The organism is Hydrotalea sp. GW822-HT8A01 (genome assembly GCF_058798575.1).
Window position 1 is genome coordinate 1445048 of record NZ_CM179506.1, and the last position, 26109, is coordinate 1471156.

Sequence of the window (26109 nt, forward strand, 5' to 3'; positions counted from 1 at the left end):
TATCATAGTCAATTGATACTGCTATTTGTTTATATGATTGTATGAGTTGTTTTAAATTTTTCGCTTTTTGTGCAGTACACTAACATGCATCAATCAAAAGCATTAATGTGCTGTGGCTATACCTGTGCCTATTTTTATGCAACTTATGGCCACACTAACACAATGCCCATCAATATAGGTATTACAGAAAAGGCAGCATACAGACACAGTAACGCTATGGCCGATACAGTAAGGGAAGGATTGTTGAAATTGTAAATGTAGTCATTTTACATCCTGCTTCACCTATAGAAAAATATAGGTGCAAACTGCCTGTATATAGGATAGGTGTATACAACTAATTAAATTTTCTTCTCGATAAGTTAAAACCCAGTCTAACTAAGAATCCACTTAATACAACATTTGAATTATTATAAATACTTGTAAAACCCCTTTGATATGATATATCTATATTAATCATAAAAAGATATAAACATACACCACCTACAAACCCAACATACGATGAATTTAGTTGGTTATTGTTTAAAACATATTCGTTGCCATTTTGATTGTGAAAAGCTTTAGCGAGAAAATTAATGGATGGCCCGGCATACAAAAATATTGCATCAGAAAATGGAACTCCGCCTGGACTATACCCACCCGGATTGACCGTAGTGTTGCTTACAATATTATCTCCATATGAATGACTGTAAATATAGGTTTGTGTAGTAGATGAGGGTGCTATATAGCGGGCACTTGTAACTTTATTTTTAAAGGAAATACAATATTCAAATAATACCGGAGCAGATATATAGTTTAGTGTGAAAGATTCTAAACTATTGCCCGACTGCGCATTATTTGCTGTAAAATAATCCCATACTAATTTTGTTTTTAGCCCAAAATCCGGACCAGAGCTTTTGTATTTTCTATGTAACCATTCTATATATAGATCGCCAGTATATGCTATTTGTGTTTTTAAATCACCCGTTAATACAGGATTATCTGTTGCTTTTAAAGAAGAAATTCCTGTTCCGCCCCACCATGCTCCAATATCCAAGCCGGAATTAAACATCCATTTTTTATTTGTTTGTCCATTAATAAAAGTGACTGATAAACAAAATATAAATACAAGCATCTTTTTCATAAATTCAAATTTAGCAGTTAAAGAAAAGGTTGGTATAAAAAAGAAGGTGCGTAAATCTGTTAAAAGAATGTTAATAGCAAGATAGATTAATAATTTGAAAATTCCTAATTTATTTTAAAGTTTATTAAACCTGTTGCAGGATTTCTCGTTTTTGATTTGCAGCCTTTTTAGCACCCGGTCAATTTTACAAATGATATTTTTCTTTTTTTGAATTATATAATTTTATATTTTTATGTTGTAATATTATATCAGAAGGCAACCATTCCGTTGACGTATTGTAAGTGCTGATGAATAAAGTGCAAAACAGGATGAAATAACCGAAGCTATAAATTAGACTATATTCAGCAGATGGGTAGTATTTGCAATTGTTCATTTTCCCGCATTTATGACGAAGCTCAAAGGAGAGACTTTTATACACAATAGTCGGTGAAAAACTTGGTCGAAATGCAGAAAATTACCAGAAAAACAACAATTTCTTTAAATAAAAGTTATATTTAAAAAATCATTGTTGTCCGACAAAAATTGTAAAATAATGGTTCAAACCCTTTACAGAAACATATTTCAGCCGATTTCAAAAGATGGGGTACTCCCTCCAATTTTGAAACAACCATTTTTTAGCCTGTAATTCTTTACAGCAAAGGATTATAGCTATTTTTAAGTTAAGTTTTGCCGGACAATAATGACTTAAAAAGAAAAGTTACTTTTCAGAACCGCATAAAGTGTGCACCAATCTTGGGTTTATTGTGTCAGGCTCTGTGCGCTATTACAATATTAAAGACGGTGAAGAAATTACCGGCTATTTTATTTTTGAACGCGATTTTGTTACTTCCTTTAAAAGTTATTTAACCTAACAACCTTCCTTGTATTATATACAGGCTTTGGAAGATAAGATAGCTTGCTCATTACCATCAGTTACAAGAATATGCAGTTGTTGCTGAATTATCCGTTATTGGCATATAAAATGGAACGGTTTGGCCGATTATTGGCTGAACATTATTTGGTATGTTTTGAAGATCGGATTAAATTATTCATTTTAAAAAGTCCTGAAGAACGGTATTTAGACTTGTTGCAGTATGAAAAAGATGTACTGGAGCGAATACCACAGCATTATATTGCCAAATATATTGGTATTACACCCGTTTCCTTATCACGCATAAGACGCAGGATATTTAGTTTGCCCAATGCAAAATAAGTATGCATTCAATTGTATTATGATACATCAATCGATTTCTTATCTTTTGTTAACGGAATAGTACGGCCATCCGGACGAGTTTTGTGGGAACAAAAAAAGATATGCATACCATTCTATGAGCCGGCGGCGCCGTTGCCAATGTGCTAACCCGCGAATTATTACAACATCAACAACCCGTTCAATTGGTGAGCCATAGGCCGGTGAATGCCAAGTTTCCGAATGTGGCCTGGAAAAAAGCAGATTTGTTGCATGCTGTTGAAGTTTTGGAAGCAGTAAAAGGTGCCCATACCGTTTATTTAACTGCAGGCCTGCCTTATGATAAAAATATTTGGAAAGCACAATGGCCGGTTATTATGCACAATGTAATATATGCGGTTAAAATATCCGGGGCCAGACTGATATTTTTAGACAATATGTACATGTATGGAAAAGTAGAGGTGCTATACATGAAGATACACCCTATAATCCCTGCAGTGTAAAAGTAGAAGTGAGTGCCCATTTAGCAACTACTTTAATGGAGGAAGTGAAAGCAGGGAATATGAATGCCACAATTGGAAGGGCTGCTGATTTTTACGGTATTTAAAAAATTAACAATTTTTTGTATATGATTGTATTGGGTAAGTTATTGGCTATATTTGAGGAGCAAGGACATTCATCACACACAATGGAATGTATGGTGCTTAAACGCCTTATCGTTTACTGATTTTATTCAGGTTATTTGCTTTTGAACCTGTTTATACCGGTGTTGCGCTTGTGTACGTGCTTTTTACTGATGCCGTTGTTTAAACGTTTGCGCCAAAGATGAAAACTACTGCGCTTTAGTTCGCTGCACATCAATGCAATTACATCCTGTTCGGTTAATCCAAATTGAAAAGCAATGGCTTCAAAAGGGGTTCTGTCTTCCCCGTTCATTTCAAAAATGCGGTCTGTTTCCTGTTGCGTCATATGCTAATGATTTTTTTATTGGATAGAATAGCTGTGGTTAAGATATTGGCCGATAGTGATTGATATTGCAACACTTTACATAGAAATAAAACATGGTCACCTTCCGTATCAAAGGTATTTATTTTTTTTAACCGGACATAGGCCGCAGCACCATGCAATACTTTAAATTGATTCCAGTAGGTTAACAGTTGTTTTTTTTCTAGCCATTCTTGTTTATTGAATTTGAGGCCGCTTTTTTGGCCTAAACTACGTACCAATGTGTATTGATTTTCATTCAATAATTGTAAAACGGCTTCATCTGTTTTTTGCATCCATTGCAGGGTTCGGGTATTATGATATAATGCTACGATGTATAATTTCGGACGCATACTAACCGGGGTAACATATGTACAAATGTTCATGTTTACAGCATGATTCATATAGGTAGCAAAACTGTAAACGGGAAAACTGGGTAAATTCCAGGGTCGTTGCATATTTCAAAATTTTAAAAGCATATATGTTGGTAGTGGTGCTTTATTACCAGGTCTTCACCATAGTTACATATCAACTGTTAAATAGGTATTTTGTTCATACCGCAAAACGAATAGTTATAGAAAGAGGATGATATGGCTGTTGTGTGGTAAAGTATCAGTAAATACATCATCATGTTAAAACATTATAATTTGTATAAAATTATGCGGAACTAATGATAAGGTGATTGAATTTGGTTTTTGGTGGAGTCGGTAAGTGGTTTCACTCATTTTTATATATTTTTTCATGAAGTTGCATTTTTTTATATATTCACGCAATACCTTTAACGTTAAAGGAGATAAAAGCGTATTATATTGCGTTTATCCAATCCTATAAGGATTTGTGTATGCAAGAAATGTATCATCTAACTATATTACACGCACCGCTCGCCGTTTTTCTGTCGAAACCCGATGGTACGGTGTTAGAGGCTAACCATGCAGCTGCCGAAATGTTTGGTTATAGTTTAGAAGCCTTACGTGGTATGCATTGTAGCCGGTTGATAGATGAAAACATGCCCGGATTTGCTGAACTGTATGAACAACGAGCTAAAAGCGGATTGGTGAAGGGCCGGTTTATCGGCATAAAAAGCAATGGGGAAAAATTTCCTGTTGAAATGCATTCCCGGTTGTTTACAACTACCTCTGGCGAACAAAGGGCATCGGCTATTATTGCCGATATTTCCGAGCGCCAACAACATGCTGCAGTTACCCAAAAATTAATGGCCGAAATGCAGCTCATTTTAAATAATACAGATGAGTCGTTTATAATTTTAGACCGTAACCTAAACATTACTGCTATCAATGCTTCAGCCGAAATTAAAAGTGAAGCATTACTGGGCAAAAATTTAGTTGTAGGGCACTCTATTTTAGAATATGCACAGCCGGAACGTATACCTGCATTGCAACAAGTATATAGTGATGTATTGGCCGGTCATACGCATAAAACCATTATTGAACTGCCATTTGAAGGTAGTGTGTTGTTTTATCAAATCAAGTACAAACCCATTCAAAATGCTGAGGGAGTGGTTACCCATATTATGGTGAATACCATGGATGTAACGGTACAAAAAAATATTGAAAAGCAGTTACAGGAATTGTTGCATACATCAGAGTATTTAAAAAATATTTTTGAGAAAGAACGGAATTATTTCATTAATAGTTTAGAACAATTGGCCGATGGATTTGCCACATTTGATGCCACCGGAAAGAGCATATTTTTAAATTCTAACGGCCGCCGCTTGTTGCATCTTCCGCTCGATGGAAAAAGTGCCAATATTATAGAGGCCATTCCGGGTACAGAACGGCTGGTGTTTGAGCAGGTCATCAACAATGCCCTTCAATTGCAACAATCTAATGTACTGGAAATTTTTCATCCGCAATGGCAGGAATGGATGCGTTACCGGATTTATCCGAATCAACAAGAAACAACCTTGTTTTTTAGAAGTATAACCCATGAAGTGCAGGTAAGACAAGCATTGGAAACTTCAGAAAAAACTTATAAATACCTGTTTTATTATAATCCGCAACCCATGTGGATTATACACCCCAATACCAAAGCTTTTTTAGAAGTAAATGAAATGGCAGTGCAGAAATATGGGTATAGCAGGGCTGAGTTTTTACAAATGACGATTTACGATTTGAGAGATGAGCAAGATGCCAGAGCCTTACAACTTATTCAGCGTGAAAGAAAAGGTTCAATTTTGGCCTACCAGGGTTTATGGAAACACCGTACCAAAAAAGGAGATTGGTTAGAAGTAGAAATTATTTCGCACCTGATAGAATTTAACCAGCAACCGGCTGCATTAATTCTGGTAAATGATGTAACGGAACGTTCAAAAACAAGGCAACAATTATTACAAAGCAACGAGCGGTTTGAATATGTTGCACAGGTGTCGTTTAATGCAATTTGGGATTGGGATTTAACTACCGGTCAAATGTACTGGGGAGATGGGTATACCGAATTGTTTGGCTATCCGGTGAACTTTCATCAGGGTAATATTCAGGATTGGAAAACAAGATTACACCCGGATGATGCAGAACGAGTCGCTGCCAGTTTACAACAAGCGATTGATAACGCTGCAGAATTCTGGCAGGAAGCCTATTATTACAAAAAAGCAGACGGCTCCTGGGCCTATGTAATAGATAGAGGTAAAATATTGAAAGATGAAAATGGGAAACCTTACCGCATGGTAGGGGCCATGCAGGACATTACCCTGCAAAAGTACCAGCAATCTATTCAGGATATTGAATCACTGGTATACAACTTAAACCTGCAGCAACAGGTTGCTTTTAAAGATGTGGTAGATGTTTTACTGATTGAATTAGAAAAACTGCATCCCGGTATGCTGGCTTCGGTGCTTACTTTGCAATCCAACAATACCGTACAACACCTGGCCGCCCCGCACCTGCCTGCTGCTTATCTGCAAGCCATTAATGGTGCACCCATTGGCCCTGCTGCCGGCTCCTGCGGTACCGCCATGTACACCAAAGAAAGGGTGATTGTAGATGATATTGCAAATGATAAAAGATGGAAACTGTATAAAGAAATTGCCTTACAGTATGGGTTACAGGCCTGTTGGAGTATCCCCATTCTCAATAAAAATAATACCGTTTTAGGCAGCCTTGCATTTTATTACGAGGTGCCCAAAACACCTACCGCTTTGCAATTGCAAACATTAGAGCGCATGAGCAAGCTGGTAGGTATTATCATGGAAAACCATTACAACTATCTGTTACTGGCTACCAATAAGCTACGGTACGAATTAATTGCCAAAGCTGCCAGCGATGCGCTATGGGATTGGAATATTGCCAATCATACCGTTGAATTACTGGGAGATGGGTTTGAAAAATTGTTTGGTTATCCCTCAGAATTGATAAAGCAGAATCGCAATTTCTGGACTAGCCATATACATCCAGATGATTTGCCCAATATTCTGAAAAGAGGAAAGCTGGCTTTTAAAAATAAAAATCAAAATATATGGGAATCGGAGTACCGGTTTAAAAAAAGTGACGGCAGTTATGCATTTGTGCGGGATAAAGGTTTTATTATTAGAAATGAAGATGGAACAGTTTCAAGAATGATTGGCGCCACAGAAGATATTACACAGCGTAAAATGCAGGAAGAAGAATTGAAACGCTTGTCGATAGTAGCTAAGGAAACCACCAATGCCGTTATTATTACCGATGCCCATGAAAACATTACTTATGTAAATGAAGCATTTACAAAAATTACTGGTTATACTTTAACTGAAAGTATCGGAAAAAATGCTCGTTTTTTACAAGGGCCTGATAGTGATGTAGCTGTAAAGACCTATATGCGTCAACAGATTGCCGCTCAGCAACCTTTTGAATGTGAAATTAAAAATTATACCAAATCAGGCGAGGCCATTTGGCTGCACATACAGGTACAACCAATTTTTGATGAACAAAAAAAATTAGTGCAGTTTTTTGCTATTGAAACAGATATTACCGAAGCTAAAAAAACACAGGAGCAATTGCATGTATCGGAAGAAAAATACAAACAATTGTTTGATACCAACCCTAATTCCATTTTTGTATGGGATATCGGGAGTCTGAAGATTTTAGATGTCAACAATACTTCCATAAAAGAATATGGTTATTCAAGAGAAGAATTACTGCAAATGACTATTTTAGATTTATATCCTGCTTCCGAGCATGAAACTTTGAAGCAATTTGTACGGCAAATTCAGTTATCTGACAAAATCAAGTATATTAAAAACTGGAAACATCAGAAAAAAGATGGAAGTATCATTCAGATGCAAATTGCTTCGCACAAAATAAAATACGAAGGCAGAGATTGTGTGATGGGTATTGGTACAAACATTACAGAAAAATTAGCATTAGAAGCGAGGTTGGCAGAAGAACAGGTGCAGCGCCGCAATGAGGTAATACATGCCGAAATAACAGCGCAGGAAAAAGAACGGCAGGAAATTGGGCGTGAATTGCATGACAATGTAAACCAGATTTTAACGGCCAGCCGTATTTATGTAGAAATGGCACGTAAAGCACATCCTGAAGAAAATGAGTTATTGCAGCAATCATCCTGGTATATTTTGCAGGCCATCGAAGAAATCAGGAAACTCTCTAAAGCATTGATTAACCCGGTTGAGAAAGATGTAAGCCTGAAAGAAGCTATCCGGAAATTGGTGAACGATATGTTGCTTTTATTGAAAAATAATGTAGTAATTGATTTAACGCATTTTAATGAAACAGGATTAGAACAAAAGTTTCGCTTGAATTTGTATCGTATTATACAGGAGCAATTAACCAATATCAGTAAACATGCAGCAGCCACTAAAGTAAAAATTCAGTTAAAACGAAATGGCAGTCATATTACATTGCGGATAGTAGACAATGGAAAGGGATTTGATGTAAATGCTGTAAAATCGGGTATTGGATTAAATAATATTCAAAAAAGAACGGAGATGTATAAGGGTAAATTTACCATACAAAGTTCGCCGGGAAATGGAACAGTATTGTTAGTAGATTTTCATAATATATAAAACAAGTAATGCATGTATAATAAAAATCGAGTCCAATAAATTTGGCAACTTGTAGATTTGTGTAGATATTAGCAAACTAATTTGCATCATTATCCTTGAAAAATCAGTTTCACTTCTTTGTTGGTGCTGTTTCTTTTCATGAGATAATTTGTTAGTACGCAACTGCTTGTTTTGGCATTGTTGTTTAAAACTAAGATTATTTCAATATTTAAACACAGCATGGATACAACTTTACCTGCCGGTAATGAATGGAGTGGTCAGCTATGGGCGTATGTATTGCAGCCCATGTTAATTGCCGATGCAAAAGGGGCTGTACATGCAAACAATCCGGCATTGGTGCAATTAACGGGTGGTTCTGTAGCTGATGGGTTACGGCACTCAGTGCTACAATTATTGAATTGGGAAATATCATACTGGCAAAAATTATGTGTTGATGTGCAAAACAATACAGTAGCATCGGTTACAACCAATATGCAAATTTTGGGAGAAGCTGCCATCCCTGTATCGGTACATTGTACCATGCTTGCTCCTGAAAAAGAATGCTTATTGCTGTTACAAATAACTGACCTGCGTGAAAAACTAGCCAATGAAGCATTGGTGCAATCGGCCAATGAAAAATACCGCTACCTGTTTTTAAATAATCCGCTGGCTTTAATATTGTGGGATTTAGAAACCCTGCATATCATTGATGTGAATTATGCTGCCTGCAAAGAATATGGTTATGCCCGGCGCGATTTTGTAAAATTATCAATGAAAGATATTCATCTGCGGGAAAACTTGCCAGACTTTTTAAAATTTGCGGCTGATTTTGCGAATACCGATAAACAAAAAAAGAAAGGTGTGTGGATACATCAAAATGCTTTGGGCAAAAAAATGTGGATGGAAACGGTATCGCATAAAATTGTATATGATAACCGGCAGGCGGTAATGGCCATGTTGAATAATGTTACTGAAAAGCTGGCATTAGAGCAGCAATTAGTCAATGAACAATTATTGCGGCAGCAACAAATAGCGGAAGCCGTAATAGCCGCGCAGGAAAAAGAACGGAGTGAAATTAGTCAGGAGTTGCACGATAATGTTAATCAATTGCTCATTGCTTCTCGCATTTATGTAGAGTCGGCAAGGCAGCATCCTAACCGGAAAGAAAATTTATTGAGTCAGGCATCAGGTTTTATTTTAAAGAGTATTGAAGAAATCCGTAAACTATCTAAAGCGTTAATAACACCCTTAGAGACCGAGATAAGTTTGCAGGAGGGGTTGGAGAAATTAATGGCTGATATCAGAGAATTAAAGTCGTTACAATTTGAAAGCCGGTTAACCGATTTTGAGGAAGAAGGACTAACTTATCCCTTTAAAATCAATATTTACCGCATAGCACAGGAGCAGTTCAATAATATCATCAAACATTCAGGTGCCAAGAAGGTAATATTGCGTTTGCAACGCAATGAAAGCTATGTATTCTTTACCATTGAAGATAATGGTATAGGATTTGATGTAAACAGTCAGCGAAAAGGAATAGGCATTAATAATATATTACGCCGTGCCGAAATGTACAATGGCGTAGTAGAAATTGATAGTGCACCCGGTAAAGGATGCAAAATTCATATTCAGTTTAAATTACGGTAATATTTATCTTTCACTTCTTAGTTCACCCAAAATTTCACAGATGGATCAACAATCTAAAATAGCCTTTGTGTTCTCTGCGAAAAACTTTGTGTACTTTGTGGTTAAATAAAAAAAATCTCCAACTTTTTTAGTGTCAGAATTTCTATTAAAATCCGTTTATTACTCTTTTAATGCCATGCTTCAATAATGGTACATTAAAATTGATAAGTAAACCCAATTTAAAATTTCCTAGTTTTAAATAGGTGGGTGTTTGGGCTAAATGAACATCATTTAATGCCTCTACACTTTTCACTTCTATTACCACTTTATTTTCAACTAATCAATCAATTCTATAACCACATTCTAAATGGATTTCTTCAAATACTAATTGCATAGGCTTTTGTTTTTCAATAATTAGCCCTTCTTTCAGCAAAACATACAATAAACATTCCTGATAGGCGCTTTCCAATAAACCAGGGCATAAAGCTTTATGCACTTTCATTACAGCGCCAATAATTGTATTAGAAATTTCGTTTTCTGTCATGAAAAGATGGTTAGAGTTGGTGAATGTTATTTTTTATAATTAATATTTAATTATATATAATATTATCCAAAAACACCTTTCACCATACCGCCATCAACACAAATGGTTTGCCCGGTAATATAACCTGCATCTTCGCTCATTAGCCAAATTGCTAATTGTGCAAATTGCTGTGCATTGCCCAATTTGTGAACAGGTATTTTTTCTATTTCTGTTTGTTGTATGGTTTGCCAATCAAGACCGGTTTGTTCTTGTTTCTTTTTAAAAACCCGTTCAATAGCCGGTGTGTTATGAGGCCCGGGCGCCAAAATATTAACAGTTATGCCTTTAGCTGCTACTTCATTCGATAAGGTTTTTACAAATCCGGTTACAGCCAGTCGAAAAGCCGTACTCAATACTAAATTTTCCATGGGTTGTTTTACGGTAGCACTTTCAATAAATAATAACCGGCCATATTGTTGATTTTCTAATTGAGGCAGCAATGCTTTTACCATAGCTACTTTCCAGCGCAATACAGATTGATAAGCCATATCCCAATCCTGCATTGTTGTTTCGTTAATAGTAGCTGCCGGTGGGCCTCCGGCATTCATACAAATGCCTGCTATGTACATATTTTGTATCGCATCCAATACAGTGTTCTGTGTAACCGGAAGGGTAATATCTCCGCAGATAGTGGTAACCTGTTTCGGGTAGTTGTAATACAACTGCTGCAATGCTTCCGTACTCCTGCCAAGTGCTATAAGATTAGCCCCTTTTTCCAGTAAAAGAAGCGCTATCGCTTTCCCAAGTCCTGAAGTAGCCCCGCCTACAATAAAGGTTGGTGGTAGTGAAGATGGTTGTGTCATAATTATTGATTGATGTAAGCCCAATCGGCTGCTGTTATTTTATTAGTTAGCAAAATAAAAATGAGCTGAAAAAACATACGATTGAATGAACAAAAGTTTTAGATCCTTGAAATATAAAATCAATCTTAATATTGTAAGAAGTGTTATATACATTCCGGGTAAAATTACAGAAGTATATGAATCCTTACAAAATTTATGAACCGGAGAAACATTGCTGCCTAAAACGGATAGGATATCCTGCTTTTCATGCATAATACCCCCTGCTTATTTTTAAGGATGTTTTTAAAATAAATACCTGTGCAACATCTCACATATTCTTCAATATTGCATAGTAATGAAAACAGGTACTTGGTGGCCGAGTTATTTTTTAATTTTCTTAGAAGAAATGTTATGGCTTCTCTTTTAAAGAACTTTTATTCATTGTAACGCTTAAAATTAGTGGTATATTTTACTTTTCAAGGTCTTATGGTGTAAGCGAAACTCTATATGGCTTTTAAGCAGGTGTTCTTCCCATCATTAAGTTTTGTATACTTTCAATGGGAATGCGTCTAAATTGAAAAAAGTTTAAGTATGTTTAAAGCTAAAATGGCAATATTTACTTTAATCTGGTCATTGTTTTCCTGAATGTCATTTTTGAATGAGGAAGGATTGTTTTAATTTTATTCCTGCGCTTAAAATTTTGCAAATTCTTCAAATAATTATGTAACAAACAAACAGTTTTCGTGGCTACTTTTGCATTTAAAAAAAACAATTTGATATAATAATTGTAATTTTACTTTAGGCAACATGAAATATAGTTTATCATCCATACAGTTTAAAGCAATTTTCCTGTTAACCATATTCTCCCTGAATATGGTGGTGGGTTTTGCCTGTGCTATGGGGGTAGATATGGGGTTTAATGAGCACCATCATGAGGCTGAAGCGGAATTTTTTGTTCATACCAAAGGTCATCCACAACATCTGGAAGTTGTAGCACATCAACATGCGCATTCAGATTCAGACGGTAAAAATAATTGTTGTAATGATGAAGTATTGAAAATAGTACGGGCTGATAAAGTAGTTCCACAAGTTGTTAAGCAATTAAACCCGGTATTTTCTACTGCTTTTGTAATCACTTACCCTGACACCATTATATTGCCTGCTTCACAGGTTAGTAAGTCTAACAAATATTTTGTGTGTGGTTATCACCCTCCCATTCCGGACATTCGAGTTGCTATTCAGAGTTTTCAAATATGATTTCATTTTATGTTTGTAGCATGATAAAGGCATACTTATGCCCCTACCTATTTTGTTAAACATAAAAATCAAACTAAAATGAAATCAATAATTCAGGAGCTGAAAAGCGTTATAAATATAAAAATGTTTTCAATTAAAAAATCATTTATAATGCTTGCCCTTATCGTCATGGCATTTGCTCAGAACAGCTTTTCACAAAGCAATACAAAAACACAGCCAGTTCAATTACTCAATACATATTATAAGCTTAAAGACGCTTTAGTAAGCAGTAACCCTGTATTAGCGGCAAGCAGTGCAGATGAATTGGTAAAAACCATAAATGGTGCCGATCTGCAAATAATGAATGATGCTGAAAAGGCAGGCCTGTTAAAAGAGGCTGTTGCTATTTCTCAATCAAAAGATATAAAACTGCAAAGGGAAAAATTTGTCACTTTATCGAACAATATGTTTGAGTTGGCAAAAAAAGTAAAGCTCTCTGCCGAGCCTATATACCAGCAATATTGTCCCATGAAAAAGGCTATATGGCTAAGTAATAATAAGGCAATCAAAAACCCATATTTTGGCAGTGCAATGCTTTCTTGCGGCAGCATAAAAGCAACTTTGTAATTGATTTGCCTGCATTGAACAATTCACATTTATTTTTGGAAAACGCATTTTAAAATCGATATTTAAATTAAAATATAAAAATAACTAAATATGAAAATATCTATATCTTTAGCAATAATGGTTGCAATAGCAGCCACTACCTTAGCCATTGCTGCCTGCAATACCGGCAACGATAAAACAACAACATCAAAAGAAAATGATAAAACCGGCGATACATCAATGGCCATGCACCAGCAGTTAACGAACCATGCAACAGGTACACAAAATGCTGCAATGTTCCCGATCAAAGCAATCATTGCAGGTTACCTGCAAATGAAGAATGCGCTGGCAAATGATAATGCAAATGATGCCGCTGCTGCAGGTAAATCCATCGTTGAACTTTTAAATAAAGTAAATCAATCAACTCTGTCTGCTGACCAAATGAAAGCATATGCAGATTTACATGACGATATAAAAGAAAATGCAGAACATATTGGTTCAAATGCAGATAAAATTAAACACCAGCGGGAACATTTTATGATGCTGAGTAGTGATATTTCAGACCTTATAAAAGCCTTTGGTAATAACGGACAAACTTTATATAAAGATTTTTGTCCAATGGCAAACAATGGTAAAGGAGCAATATGGATTAGCGAAACCAAAGATATTAAAAATCCTTATTTGGGAAAATCAATGCCTACTTGTGGTACAATAAAAGAAGAAATGAAATAACCATGCGCCCTACAAAAAAGTATATACTCATTTCTTTAGGTGCCATTTTAGTCCTGATTCAACTGATACAACCTGCCCGAAATAAAAGCGGGCAGGTCTTTCCTACAGATTTTAGTAAAATGTATGTTGTTCCGGATAATGTACACAAACTTTTAATAAATGCCTGTTATGATTGTCACAGCAACAATACCAGTTATCCATGGTATGCTAATTTTCAGCCGGTAGCATGGTTGATGGCGAATCATATAAAAAATGGTAAAGCAAACTTAAATTTAAGTGTGTTTGGCAGCTATGCACCACGCAGGCAAATTAGTAAGCTGAGAGATATGGCTGATCAGGTTCGAGATAATGAAATGCCTTTATTGTCATATAAAATAATACACAGGAAAGCCCGGCTTTCAAAAGAAGAAAGAGTACAGCTTTCCCAATGGTTAAATAAAGTAGCCGATAGTCTTTTAGCAAAAAATTAATTTTTATGAAAACAATAAAGCAAATAATTTTTAAAATTTTTAAAGCAATTTTTATACACAAAAAAGATTGCTGCAAATAAAATTTATATTATGGAAAAGCAACATCAAAACAATTTAATCAACCATGCCGGACATGCAATGGGCAATATGCAGCACACAAAAAAAACATCAATGGGTACGGCAGGGCATAATCACCATGCCATGATGATTGCTGATTTTAAAAAAAGATTTTATGTGGTGCTTATCCTCTCCATTCCTATTATTCTGTTATCACCCATGATACAAAATTTTTTAGGAGCCAGCTGGCAATTTAAAGGATCGCAATACCTTCTGTTCGCTTTATCTACTATTGTTTTTTTATATGGTGGTTTCCCATTTTTAAAGGGATTGTTAGATGAAGTAAAAGCCAAAAGCCCGGGTATGATGTTTTTAATAGGCTTTGCCATAACGGTAGCATATATTTATAGTGTAGCCATTGTTTTCGGATTGAAGGGAATGGATTTTTTTTGGGAATTAACAACACTAATACTCATTATGTTGTTAGGGCATTGGATTGAAATGAAATCTATTGCAGGCGCTTCAAAGGAATTAGAATTATTAGTGCAGTTGATGCCAGCCGATGCACATATGGTAATGCCTGAAATGGTGCATGATGTAAAAACCGATACACTAAAAGCAAACGATATTATTTTAGTAAAGCCCGGCGAGAAGGTAGCAGCAGATGGAATAATATTAGAAGGCGAAAGCTACCTCAATGAAAGTATGCTTACAGGTGAAAGTAAACCGATACAAAAAGCAAAAGGTGATAAAGTAATTGCCGGTTCAATCAATGGTAATGGCTCCATTAAAGTTACTGTTTCACATACGGCAAGTGATTCTTACTTATCGCAGGTTATCAGGTTGGTAGATGATGCACAAAAATCAAAATCAAACACACAGTTATTAGCAGATAAAGCAGCAAAATGGTTAACGATTATTGCATTGGTTTCGGGAATTGGCACTTTTTTATTTTGGTATTTTACGGGGCAGTCTTTGGCATTTGCAATGGAAAGAATGGTAACGGTAATTGTTATTTGCTGCCCCCATGCTTTGGGTTTGGCTGTTCCGTTGGTTGTGGCAAAATCAACAGCCCTATCCGCAAAAAATGGATTACTCATTAAAAACAGAACAGCCTTTGAAAATGCAAGAAAAATAACTACAGTAGTATTTGATAAGACGGGTACATTAACTGAAGGAAAATTCAAAGTGTCGAAAATTGTGCCGCTGCATAAGAATTTAAGCGAAACTGAAATCATTCGAATGGCTGCCGCATTGGAGCAAAACTCAGAACATCCTATTGCAACCGGTATTATGCAAAAAATAAAAGACTTAGCCATCAAAGTACCGGCCGCAGATAACTTTAAAGCCATCACAGGAAAAGGTGTTGAGGCAATAGTTGAAGGAAAAAAAATAATGATAGTTAGTCCGGTTTATCTAAAAGAAAGCAAATTGGCCGTTCCAAAAGATTTTTCTACAAACGTAAGGGAAACGGTTGTATTTGTGATAATAGATGATGAATTGGCCGGATATATTGCTTTATCAGACGAAATACGATCTGAATCGGCCGAAGCAATAAAAGTATTAAAAGAAAATAATATTAAATCAATTCTGCTCACAGGTGATAACAGCAATGTTGCTAAAAGCGTAAGCGATACTTTAGGTATGGATAATTATATTGCCGAAGTATTGCCGCATCAAAAATTAGAGGAAATTAAAGCGTTGCAAAGTAAAGGTGAATTTGTTGCCATGACAGGTGACGGTGTGAATGATGCCCCTGCATTGGCCATTGCAGATGTAGGTATTGCTGTGGGTAGTGGCAGCGATATTGCTGCAGAGACTGCCGGTATAGTTTTAGTGAACAGCAATCCAAAAGATATTGTAAGCCTGATTTTATTTGGCAAAGCTACTCATCGTAAAATGGTACAGAATTTAATTTGGGCAACAGGTTACAATGTAATTGCGTTACCATTGGCAGCAGGAATTTTATACAAACACGGTATTTTATTAAGCCCGGCAGCAGGTGCAGCTTTAATGGCTGTTAGTACAATTGTAGTTGCCATCAATGCAAGTATGTTAAAAGTAAAAAATTATTAAAAATGGAAATTGTAAATCAAAAACAACATTGGGAAAGTATCTATATAACCAAAGAAGAAAAGGGTTTCAGTTGTTTTCAGAAATATCCTAAAACTTCAAAAGAATTTCTTTCATCTTTCTACAACTGCCAATATTATTGATATCGGTGGAGGTAACAGCCATTTTGTTGATGGTTTAATTAAATTAAATTATGAAAATATTTATGTATTGGATATTTCAGTCAATGCCATTGAAAGAGCCAAAAAACGATTGGGCGAAAATGCGGCAAAAGTAAATTGAATTGTTTCAGATGATACCGGGTTTGCACCTTCAGTAAAGTTCGATTTCTGGCACGATTGAGCAGCATTTCATTTTCTGATTCATGAAGATAAAATAGAAAAATGTGTACAAATCGCAGCACAATCAATCGTATCTGAAGGCTATTTGATATTAGGAATATTTGCAAAAGCAGACCTCAGAATTATAGTGGATTTGGAATAAAAGAATATTCATAAGATGCTATGGTTAAAGGGTTCGAGAACGATTTTTACAGAATAAAGTGTATCGGAGAAGCACATATCAAGCCATTCAATACGAAACAGAATTTTTTGTTTTGCAGTTTTTAAAAAAATAATACATAGAAATGAAAAAAATAATCTTAATAATATTGCTTTTTGCGTCTTATTCCTTCGCTCAGGCACAAGACATGAAAGGAATGGACATGCATCAAAAAGATATCGTAAAAAAACAGCAAATCACCTCGTATTATACTTGTGTGATGCATCCTGAAATTCATGCAGATAAACCAGGCAATTGTCCGAAGTGTGGAATGGTTTTGTATAAAAAAATAGTCAATACAGCAGCGCAAAAAACGCAATTGCCAAAGAAACAAACCATGCCGATGCCTTTAAAAGGCAGTACACAAAAACAAGACCTAAATAATATGGCAATGCCCATGCTAAAAATAGCACCTGCGAAAACCTTACAGAAAAGTGAGCCTCCAAAAACCGTGCGCTATGATTTATATGTAAGGGATACCATTGTAAATTTTACGGGTAAAGTAAAACATGCCATTGCAGTAAACGGACAGATACCCATGCCAACTCTTACTTTTACCGAAGGTGATACAGCAGAAATTTATGTACACAATGAACTCAATGAACCAACAGGATTGCACTGGCATGGTTTGTATGTACCCAATAAGGAAGATGGTGTTCCCTATCTTACCCAAATGCCTATTCAACCCCACACTACCTATCTATATAAGTTTCCAATCATTCAAAATGGCACCCACTGGTATCATAGTCACTTTGGATTGCAGGAACAAATAGGTATGTACGGATCATTGATTCTTAAAAAGAGAAATGATGATACCAGTTTCCGGCGGAGTATAGATGACTTGCCCGCAATTCCAATCGTATTAAGTGATTGGGCAGACATGAATCCCAGCGAAATTGATCGTAGTCTGCATGCAGCAACTGATTGGTTTGCAATAAAGAAAGGGACTACACAAAGTTATATTGAAGCCATTAAAAGTGGAAACTTTAAAACAAAACTAACCAATGAGTGGAAACGGATGAATGCAATGGATGTAAGTGATGTTGCTTACAACAAGTTCTTCATTAATGGGAAAAGTGAAAGTGAAATGCCACAGTTCAAGGCGGGCGATAAAGTCAGGCTTCGAATCTCAAACGGGTCAGCTTCTACTTATTTCTGGCTAACCTATTCAGGTGGTAAGATTACGGTAGTAGCGAACGATGGTAATGATGTAGAACCGGTTGAGGTTGATCGATTGATAATAGGGGTTTCAGAAACCTATGATGTCGTGGTAACAATACCTGACAATATGCAGTATGAATTTTTGGCAACGCCGGAAGACCGTACTAAATCTGCGTCATTATGGTTGGGCAGGGGTATGAAAATGCCAGCGAAAAAATTGCCTAAACTCAAATACTTTGCAGGAATGAAAATGATGAATGACATGATGGATATGAAGGGCAATATGGTTCAGATGGAAGGCATGAATATGCAAAATCAGGAGATGGATATGAATACGGTAATGTACCCGGAAATAACAGGATATGACAATATAAAGAAAAATAAAAGTAATGATTCCATGCAGATGCGCAAAGGTAAACAAATGCAGATGAATCATGGCAATCAAAGTATGGCTGGTATGGATATGAATGATGATAATCCGGATATTCAAACATTGAATTACGGCATGCTACGTGCCACCCATCATACCGATTTACCTCCGGGGCCACTAAAAGAGTTGAATTTTGAATTAACCGGGAATATGAATCGGTATATGTGGAGTATCAACAATAAGGTATTATCTGAAGCCGATAAGATATTAATTAAAAAAGGTGAAAATGTTAGAATTATATTATATAATAATACTATGATGCGTCATCCCATGCATTTACATGGTCATGATTTTCGTGTACTGAATGGGCAGGGTGATTACGCTCCTTTAAAAAATGTGTTAGACATCATGCCAATGGAAAGAGATACGATAGAGTTTGCAGCAAATATGAGCGGCGACTGGTTTTTCCATTGCCATATATTATACCATATGATGAGTGGTATGGGAAGGGTATTTAGTTATGAAAATTCACCACCCAATCCGGAAATACCTAACCCAAAACTGGCACGAAGAAAATTATTTGCCGAAGGGAGAATGTTTCATACTATGGCTAGAATTGGTTTGGAAAGCAATGGGAGTGATGGGAATGTGATGCTTGCAAATACACGCTGGAAGGCAACTACCTTATGGAATCTGGGGCTAAACGATAAATTAGGATATGAAAGTGAAACTATGTTTGGCCGTTACCTTGGCAGAATGCAATGGTGGTTTCCTTACATTGGGTTTGATTATCATTATAAAGTAGAAGGCGGACCAAAAAATATTTTTGGTAGCGAAAAAAAGAATTGGTTTGGTCAAACAAGTGATAAACTAGATCGTCATACAATAGTAGCCGGTATTGCTTACACGCTGCCTTTGTTGTTTGTAGCTGATGCAAGAATTGATGGTAATGGTAAATTCCGGTTTCAGTTAAGCAGAGAAGATGTACCCATTAGTAAACGCCTGCGTTTTAATATGATGATAAATACTGATAAAGAATACATGGCAGGTTTCCGGTACATTGCCACCAAATATATTTCTTTATCTACTCATTATGATAGTGATATGGGTTTGGGTGCCGGGTTAACAATTACTTATTAATATATTATACTATTAACGTGTAGTGCTATTAAGCTCTGAAAAGCTTGCTGGGCATAAGTTTCAATAAAATAGGCTCAACAGCCATTAGTTATACAGCGTTTACTGAAACACCATTAGGCAATAAGTTTCAAGCGAAAACTGATTTTAATAGCACAACACGTTATACTATTAATATTTTAAAAAAAATAATTTAATATAATCAGAATTATATTATTTCAGACTATAATTAATGATGCGTAATAATAATACAGGTTGACTTGTTCGAAAAACCAACATGGGCTTAATGCTTAATATTACACAGACTAAAATCTGCTCTGTGTTAGCTGCTTGTATGTTTATTCATTGAATTGTAAAGTAAATATACTTCCTTTATAGATGATGGAATGTACCTGAATATCGCCCTTGTGTAATAGTATAATTTGATTAAAGGTAAAGCTAATTAAAAGGCAAATTATCCAATTCTTCTGATATTATTATTCATAAAATTATACATGCAACAAAATAATTATAGCAGCCAAAATATTTCATACGGACAGCGATGGAAAAATAATTTCAATGCTTCATTGAGTTTGATATTGCAAATACCCATTTTAAATGGATTGCAGGTACGTGCCAAAATAAGGCAGGCAAAAATTCATGTCTATCAATCTCCTTTTTTATTAAAAACCACCAAAACCCAATTACAGCAATCAGTTTATGGTACTTATATCAATATGCAGCAGGCATCGCAACGGTTGCATGCACTGGAACAACAATATGCTGATTTCGAAAACTCTTTCCATGCTGCCACGGTAAAATTTGAAGCAGGTATAGGCACTTAAGTAGATTGTATCAAAGCAAAAAATAACCTGGATAATACAAAAAATAACCTTATTATTATCAGGTATGATGCGTTGCTGCAGCAAAAAATATTTGATTATTACCAGGGTTTATTTTCTTTCTAATTAAAGTTTTTTGGTTTGAATATATGGAAGCATAAAAATTTTTTTCTAAGCAGTGTTACATTCATAGCTGCTATTTTTAGCTGGCCATTCGTTTTCTTCAGCCTGTTGCAACTGCAGCAGGTTTTTTGCTGTATGTAGAAAGTCAATGTTAACAAATTGTAACCTTTTGGTTGTTTTGCTAAATGTTTACAATTTGTTAATCTCATTTATTTCAACCATACAATCATGCGCTGTTAGCTTTGCGACCTGATGAAACCTATGCATAACAGACTACTGAATTGTTTATTGTTGCTTTGCTTTGTATTACTGCAAAATACAGGAGTAAAAGCAGTTGCCTTATTGCATCCTTCAAAAGTGAATCATACTTTTTTCTCGCTGCAGGAAAAATCACCTGCCTTTTTATCCGTTTTTTCTTCACAACATTCACTGCCCACGCCATTAGCCATCATTCAAGATGTTATAGATGGCGATGATGATTCGGATAGGGACTTGAATCCATGTTATTCTCAGGTATCAATGGTACATTGTAAAATGCCGGTATCTGTTTGTTCAATCTTATATGGCTTGCCTGTTTTTTTTCCGTCAAAAAGCACATTACATTCCACATTACTTTTTCGCATTGGTTCACTCAGAATTTGATGCAAGCACTTGCCACTTAGGCATTTTTCCATTCTAACTTTTATATTTTTTCTATATCAACTACTAAAACAAACCTTTATTTATGCGCAGCAATTTTACAGTGCTAACAGCATTTATCATCTGCCTTTTAATGGCCATTATACCGGTGGCAGGCCAGTCACAGGACATCAACATTATTAACGGTAAAGTATTGGATGCACAGGATCAAACACCTATTGTGGGTGCCAGTGTTTCTATCAGTACAACTCAAAAAGGAACAGTTACGGATGCACAAGGTAATTTTACCCTGAGTGTCAATGCCAATGCTGTTTTAATAATTACATATGTGGGTTATGCACCCGAAAAATTTCCATTAAGGGGCAGGAAGAACATTACCATTGCCTTACAGAAAGAAGTAAAATCATTGAATGAAGTGGTGGTAACCGCATTGGGCATTAGTAAACAATCCAAAGCATTGGGCTATGCAGTACAATCGGTAAATACCCGTCAAATTACTCAGGCGGAAGATCCCAACTTAATTAACAACTTAAGCGGAAAAATTGCAGGTGTATATATTACCAATGGCGGTGCTGGTGTTGGTTCTACATCACGAATTGTTATAAGGGGAGAAAATTCATTCAGCGGCACCAATCAACCTTTGTTTGTAGTAGATGGGGTGCCTATAAATAATGAAACATATTTTAACAATGCCATAGAAAATTCAGCTAATCAGGGTACATGGGCTGAGGTAGATTATGGTAATGGCGCAGCAGAAATTAATCCGAACGATATTGCAAAAGTAACCGTGTTAAAAGGTTCTACAGCAGCAGCATTATATGGTTCAAGAGCAGCCAATGGTGCCATTGTACTGACTACAAAAAAAGGTACACCCGAAAAAGGAATGCAAGGCATTAGTTTCAATTCAACAACAACATTTGAAACGCCTTTAAAATTACCTCGTTTGCAAAATCAATATGGTGCAGGTATTAATGCTTATCCTTTATCCGGCAATCCGAGTACGTATACTTATCAGAATGGCGGTGCTTCTAATGAAAACAATATACCGAATTGGGGTTTAAAATTTGATCCAACCTTAAATGTGGTGCAATTTGATAGTCCTATTTCAGGCACACCCTATCAGGCGGCCGATTTGGTTGCACGTAGCATTAATCCGGGTTTAACGCCACAGGGTACACCATGGGTTGGCCATGCCGATCATTTTAAAAATTTTTTACAAACTGGTATCACTACCCAAAATAATATTGGTTTTGGTGGTGTAAGTGACAAGGGAAGTTATCACTTTTCTATCAGCAATTTATATAACAGAGGTATTTTACCAAATACTGATTTAAGAAGGAATGGTATTTCTTTAAGAACAGAGCATAAGTATAGTGATAAGCTGACTTCAGATGTTTTTATCGATTTCATTAACAGCAACAGCAGCAATCGGCCCAATATTGGGTATGGTTCTGAAAGTGTAATGTATACTTACTTTGGGGTTTATGGCATGCCAATTAACATTGATTTGAACTCTTTGAAAAAACAATGGCAAACAGGTCGTACCAATTTAAATCAGTTTCGTTACTGGAATAACCACGACAATCCTTATGTAACAATGTATGACAACGTAAATAGTTTTAATAAAAACCGTTTAATTGGAAACGCTTCATTGAAATATGCGTTTAATAAACAGTGGACAGCAATGGTGCGTACCGGCACAGATTATTATACCGACCACAGAGAAGGACACCGTGCGTTTACTACTGTTCGTTTCCCCAGTGGTGGCTTTAGAACGGATGATATTAATTATTTTGAAAACAATACCGATTTCTTAGTTAGCTATAACAAAAAACACAGCAATATCTGGAATTTTGACGCATCAGTAGGGGGTAACCGATTTATGCAGAATGTATCATATAATAGAAATATTGCCAACACATTAATTACCCCGGGTTTATACAATTTCTCAAATGCGCAAAGCCAGTTGCCTACTTTTTTTCAACAATTTAATAAAGTAGTATACAGTGCTTACGGTTTTGCAGATGTTGATTATAAAGGTCTGTTGTTCTTAAACGTTACCGGTAGAAATGATATATCCAGTACTTTACCGGTAAATCACAATTCATTCTTTTATCCTTCTGCTTCATTAAGTGCCATTGTATCTGATATGGTAAGGCTGCCTGCTGCTATTTCATATTTAAAAGTAAGAGCCTCTGTTGCCAAAGTAGGCCGCGATGCGGATCCTTATTCTATTAACAATACCTATCTTACCAATACCCCATTCAACAATTATCCGCTAACAACAGGCAATAATGTACTGGCCAACAACAATCTGTTGCCTTCTTCTACTACTACCACAGAAGCAGGTTTTGAAGCCCGTTTCCTGAATAACAGAATTGGTATTGATGCAACAGTGTATAATTCCAATACCAAAAATGAAGTAGTGCAATTGCCTATCCCTGTTTCCTCAGGTTATTCAAATGCTTATGTAAATGGAGCATCTATTAACAACAAGGGTATTGAAATTATGATCAATGCTTCACCCATTCGTTCTAAAACGCCCAATGGTTTTAACTGGGATATGAATTTGAACTTTAGTCATAATATTTCAAAAGTGACAGCATTGCCTGATGGTATCAATACATATGTATATGCACAGGTAACACAGTACGACCGCTACTTCCGTGCTATTCAATATGATGCGGTTGTTGGTCAAAGAATTGGTAATATGTATGGGAATGTTTTTGTAAGAGACCCTCAGGGAAATATTGTTTATAAAAATGGCGTACCTCAATTTACTTCCAGTCAAAATTCATTATTGGGTAATTATAATCCTGATTTTGTGTTGGGATGGACCAACAATTTTACTTACAAAAATTTCAATATGAGTTTTGTATGGGATTGGCACCAGGGCGGTAAATTTTATTCCTACACTGCTTTGGGGGTTTTGGCCGGTGGTATGTCGGTTGAAACTTTACCCGGCAGAGAAACAGGTATTATTGGTAAAGGTGTGATGCAGGATGCCAGCGGAAAATATGTACCTAATAATGTTAGGGTAGATGCTGCAACTTATTACAATGGATATTATAATGCTTCGAATAACGAAGCCTTTATGTACAATGCTACCTATGTTAAATTAAGAGAATTTAGAATTGGTTATACTTTCAAGAATTTGTTTGGTGCTACTTCTAAAGCCAACATGAATCTTTCATTTGTAGCAAGAAATATATTAGAGTTTACCCAAAATAAAGATGTAGATCCTGAAACACTGGCATTAAGAGGACAACAAATATTACCTGGTACAGAATTTTTAAGTATCCCTTCTACCAAAAGTATGGGTTTATCGTTAGGATTAAACTTTTAATTAAATAAAACATTGATTTATGAAAAAAATATTTTTGAATACAGGCAAGTTAATGATAGCAATTTTGCTGTTTAGTTCCTGTTCTAAAGAATTACAAACGGTAAATATCAATCCGAATAATTTGGAAAAACCGGATGCCACTACTTTGCTTTCCAATACTGTTGTTTCTTTGTTCTACAATAATGCAAATATTGTATGGACACTCGGTAATGGGTATAATCAATACATGACGTACAGTCAATCCTACTATGACCAGCCAACCCGTTACCAACCCGTTACCAATGAACCCTATTGGATTCCTTTATATGAAACTGCAAGAGATGCCAATACATTATATGGACTGGCAGTAAGGCAAAACAATCCATTATTACAGGCTGCTGCATTAACTTTGCGTTCTTATGCATTTGCACAATTAACCGAATTGTGGGGCGATATTCCTTTTACACAAGCCTTACAAGGTGCATCCGGTGTATACACACCTGTATATGATAATCAGCAAACAGTGTATACCGATCCTGCTGCAGGAATCATCCCTTCTTTGAGAAGAGCCGATAGTTTATTAAAAGCCAATCCTTCCGGTTTAATTAGTGGCGACATGTTATTCAATTCAAACACCATGGCCTGGCGCAGATTCATTAATGCGTTGCGTTTGCGATATTTATTGCGGGTATCTTCTAAATTAAGCGTAAGTGCAGAAATGCAGGCCATTGTAAATGATGGTGCCATTATGCAAAATGCATCACAAAGTGGTACTTTGGCATTGCCAACTACAACCCCTTATAACTTTGTGAGCTTAACAGAGCGTACAGGTGATTTTCAGGTAAAATACATGAACAACCTTTTGTATAATACTTTTGTAAACACTACAGATACTGCCAGAATTATGGCATATTTTGCTCCCAATTCGCTTACTGCAAGTGGTGCACCTTTTAATTTTACCAATTACGGCGGATTGCCATTGGTGGTAGATGCTACCAACTCTCAAACAGCTCAGGCTTCTAACTTCAATAGTAGTTTTACAAAAGGAACCAACGTTAATTTAATTAAAGCCAGAATTATTACTTATGCAGAGCAGCAATTTATATTAGCAGAAGCAGCTTTAAAAGGTTTTATTGCCGGCAGTGCACAAAACTATTATAACAGCGGCGTATTGGGTGCTTATGCCGAAATTGGTATTGACCCCAATACAGCAACCAATTATTTAACCCATGCCGGCGTAGCTTTTGATAACAGCAGTATGGCTAACTCAATGAAACAAATCATTACCCAAAAATGGCTGGCTAATATTAACAATGGTTTTGAAGGATGGATTGAATACAGAAGAACAGGATTTCCTGCATTTGATCCTGGTGGTTCTGTTAACTTAAATAACGGAGTGATACCAACCCGGTTTTTATATCCAACTTCTGAAAAAAATATTAATACAAAAAATTATAATGCAGAAATTCAATTAATGGGTGGCCAGGAAATAACAACTTACAAAGCCTGGTGGGAAAAATAAAGTACCATACCAATTGCTTTCTACAACCTGTTGCATCC

19 protein-coding genes and 1 pseudogene are annotated in these 26109 nt (G+C 36.0%); 15 read left to right on the top strand and 5 right to left on the bottom strand.

From position 1 onward, the window contains the following. The first annotated feature begins 69 nt into the window (after nt 1–69). Nucleotides 70–255, top strand: a complete 186-nt coding sequence (locus AC3QLY_RS06355) for a hypothetical protein (RefSeq protein WP_143439591.1) — start codon at nt 70–72, stop codon at nt 253–255. 79 nt (nt 256–334) lie between these two features. Here the strand turns inward: AC3QLY_RS06355 and AC3QLY_RS06360 are convergent, their stop codons facing one another. Beyond that, nucleotides 335–1120: a hypothetical protein gene (locus AC3QLY_RS06360; RefSeq protein WP_074421031.1), complete on the bottom strand. Its 786-nt coding sequence runs from the start codon at nt 1118–1120 to the stop codon at nt 335–337. 922 nt (nt 1121–2042) lie between these two features. On the opposite strand from AC3QLY_RS06360, the gene AC3QLY_RS06365 reads away from it, so the two are divergent. Both AC3QLY_RS06365 and AC3QLY_RS06370 read left to right on the top strand, forming a co-directional pair. Further along, the gene (locus AC3QLY_RS06365; RefSeq protein WP_218331818.1) at nt 2043–2312 is read left to right on the top strand and encodes a cyclic nucleotide-binding domain-containing protein; all 270 of its coding nucleotides are present in this window, start codon (nt 2043–2045) and stop codon (nt 2310–2312) included. Between the two features lie 140 nt (nt 2313–2452). Next, the gene (locus tag AC3QLY_RS06370) at nt 2453–2791 is read left to right on the top strand and encodes a Rossmann-fold NAD(P)-binding domain-containing protein (RefSeq protein ID WP_218331828.1); all 339 of its coding nucleotides are present in this window, start codon (nt 2453–2455) and stop codon (nt 2789–2791) included. A 235-nt stretch (nt 2792–3026) separates the two neighbouring features. On the opposite strand, the gene AC3QLY_RS06375 is transcribed toward AC3QLY_RS06370, so the two are convergent. Both AC3QLY_RS06375 and AC3QLY_RS06380 read right to left on the bottom strand, forming a co-directional pair. Further along, the gene (locus AC3QLY_RS06375) at nt 3027–3257 is read right to left on the bottom strand and encodes a TIGR03643 family protein (protein ID WP_218331830.1); all 231 of its coding nucleotides are present in this window, start codon (nt 3255–3257) and stop codon (nt 3027–3029) included. Next, entirely contained in the window at nt 3254–3730 is a 477-nt protein-coding gene (locus AC3QLY_RS06380; protein ID WP_218331832.1) for a flavin reductase, read from the bottom strand. The genes AC3QLY_RS06375 and AC3QLY_RS06380 overlap by 4 nt, the downstream gene beginning before the upstream one ends. 383 nt (nt 3731–4113) lie before the next feature. On the opposite strand from AC3QLY_RS06380, the gene AC3QLY_RS06385 reads away from it, so the two are divergent. Then, complete coding sequence (locus AC3QLY_RS06385) at nt 4114–8289, top strand: PAS domain S-box protein (protein ID WP_492991007.1); 4176 nt, start codon at nt 4114–4116, stop codon at nt 8287–8289. A gap of 219 nt (nt 8290–8508) precedes the next feature. Further along, nucleotides 8509–9915: a PAS domain-containing sensor histidine kinase gene (locus AC3QLY_RS06390; protein WP_074421033.1), complete on the top strand. Its 1407-nt coding sequence runs from the start codon at nt 8509–8511 to the stop codon at nt 9913–9915. Nucleotides 9916–10060: 145 nt separating this feature from the next. Here AC3QLY_RS06390 and AC3QLY_RS06395 read toward each other — a convergent pair. Both AC3QLY_RS06395 and AC3QLY_RS06400 read right to left on the bottom strand, forming a co-directional pair. Then, nucleotides 10061–10438, bottom strand: a pseudogene (locus tag AC3QLY_RS06395) (GxxExxY protein). Nucleotides 10439–10500: 62 nt separating this feature from the next. Continuing rightward, nucleotides 10501–11280 (bottom strand): SDR family oxidoreductase, encoded by a 780-nt coding sequence (locus AC3QLY_RS06400; RefSeq protein ID WP_074417939.1) that lies wholly within the window; start codon nt 11278–11280, stop codon nt 10501–10503. A gap of 786 nt (nt 11281–12066) precedes the next feature. Here AC3QLY_RS06400 and AC3QLY_RS06405 point away from each other — a divergent pair. From AC3QLY_RS06405 to AC3QLY_RS06450, 10 genes are all read left to right on the top strand, one after another. Continuing rightward, nucleotides 12067–12516, top strand: a complete 450-nt coding sequence (locus AC3QLY_RS06405) for a hypothetical protein (RefSeq protein ID WP_288073159.1) — start codon at nt 12067–12069, stop codon at nt 12514–12516. Nucleotides 12517–12594: 78 nt separating this feature from the next. Continuing rightward, nucleotides 12595–13122, top strand: coding sequence for a DUF3347 domain-containing protein (locus tag AC3QLY_RS06410; RefSeq protein ID WP_228733261.1), 528 nt, complete (start codon nt 12595–12597; stop codon nt 13120–13122). Nucleotides 13123–13212: 90 nt separating this feature from the next. Beyond that, nucleotides 13213–13833 carry a DUF3347 domain-containing protein gene (locus AC3QLY_RS06415; RefSeq protein WP_218332017.1) on the top strand — a complete coding sequence of 207 codons (621 nt, stop codon included), beginning with the start codon at nt 13213–13215 and terminating at the stop codon, nt 13831–13833. 2 nt (nt 13834–13835) lie between these two features. After that, entirely contained in the window at nt 13836–14303 is a 468-nt protein-coding gene (locus AC3QLY_RS06420; protein WP_218332020.1) for a heme-binding domain-containing protein, read from the top strand. A gap of 90 nt (nt 14304–14393) precedes the next feature. Further along, on the top strand, nt 14394–16436 hold the full coding sequence (locus AC3QLY_RS06425) for a copper-translocating P-type ATPase (RefSeq protein ID WP_492991011.1): 2043 nt from the start codon (nt 14394–14396) through the stop codon (nt 16434–16436). 622 nt (nt 16437–17058) lie between these two features. After that, complete coding sequence (locus AC3QLY_RS06430) at nt 17059–19644, top strand: multicopper oxidase domain-containing protein (protein WP_228733263.1); 2586 nt, start codon at nt 17059–17061, stop codon at nt 19642–19644. Between the two features lie 491 nt (nt 19645–20135). Beyond that, nucleotides 20136–20465: a TolC family protein gene (locus tag AC3QLY_RS06435; RefSeq protein WP_218332022.1), complete on the top strand. Its 330-nt coding sequence runs from the start codon at nt 20136–20138 to the stop codon at nt 20463–20465. Between the two features lie 381 nt (nt 20466–20846). Continuing rightward, a complete protein-coding gene (locus tag AC3QLY_RS06440) occupies nt 20847–21227 on the top strand; it encodes a hypothetical protein (RefSeq protein ID WP_287101517.1) in 381 nt (126 codons plus the stop codon). A gap of 82 nt (nt 21228–21309) precedes the next feature. After that, complete coding sequence (locus AC3QLY_RS06445) at nt 21310–24570, top strand: SusC/RagA family TonB-linked outer membrane protein (RefSeq protein ID WP_492991014.1); 3261 nt, start codon at nt 21310–21312, stop codon at nt 24568–24570. A gap of 19 nt (nt 24571–24589) precedes the next feature. Next, entirely contained in the window at nt 24590–26071 is a 1482-nt protein-coding gene (locus AC3QLY_RS06450; RefSeq protein ID WP_218331537.1) for a SusD/RagB family nutrient-binding outer membrane lipoprotein, read from the top strand. The last annotated feature ends 38 nt before the right edge of the window (nt 26072–26109 follow it).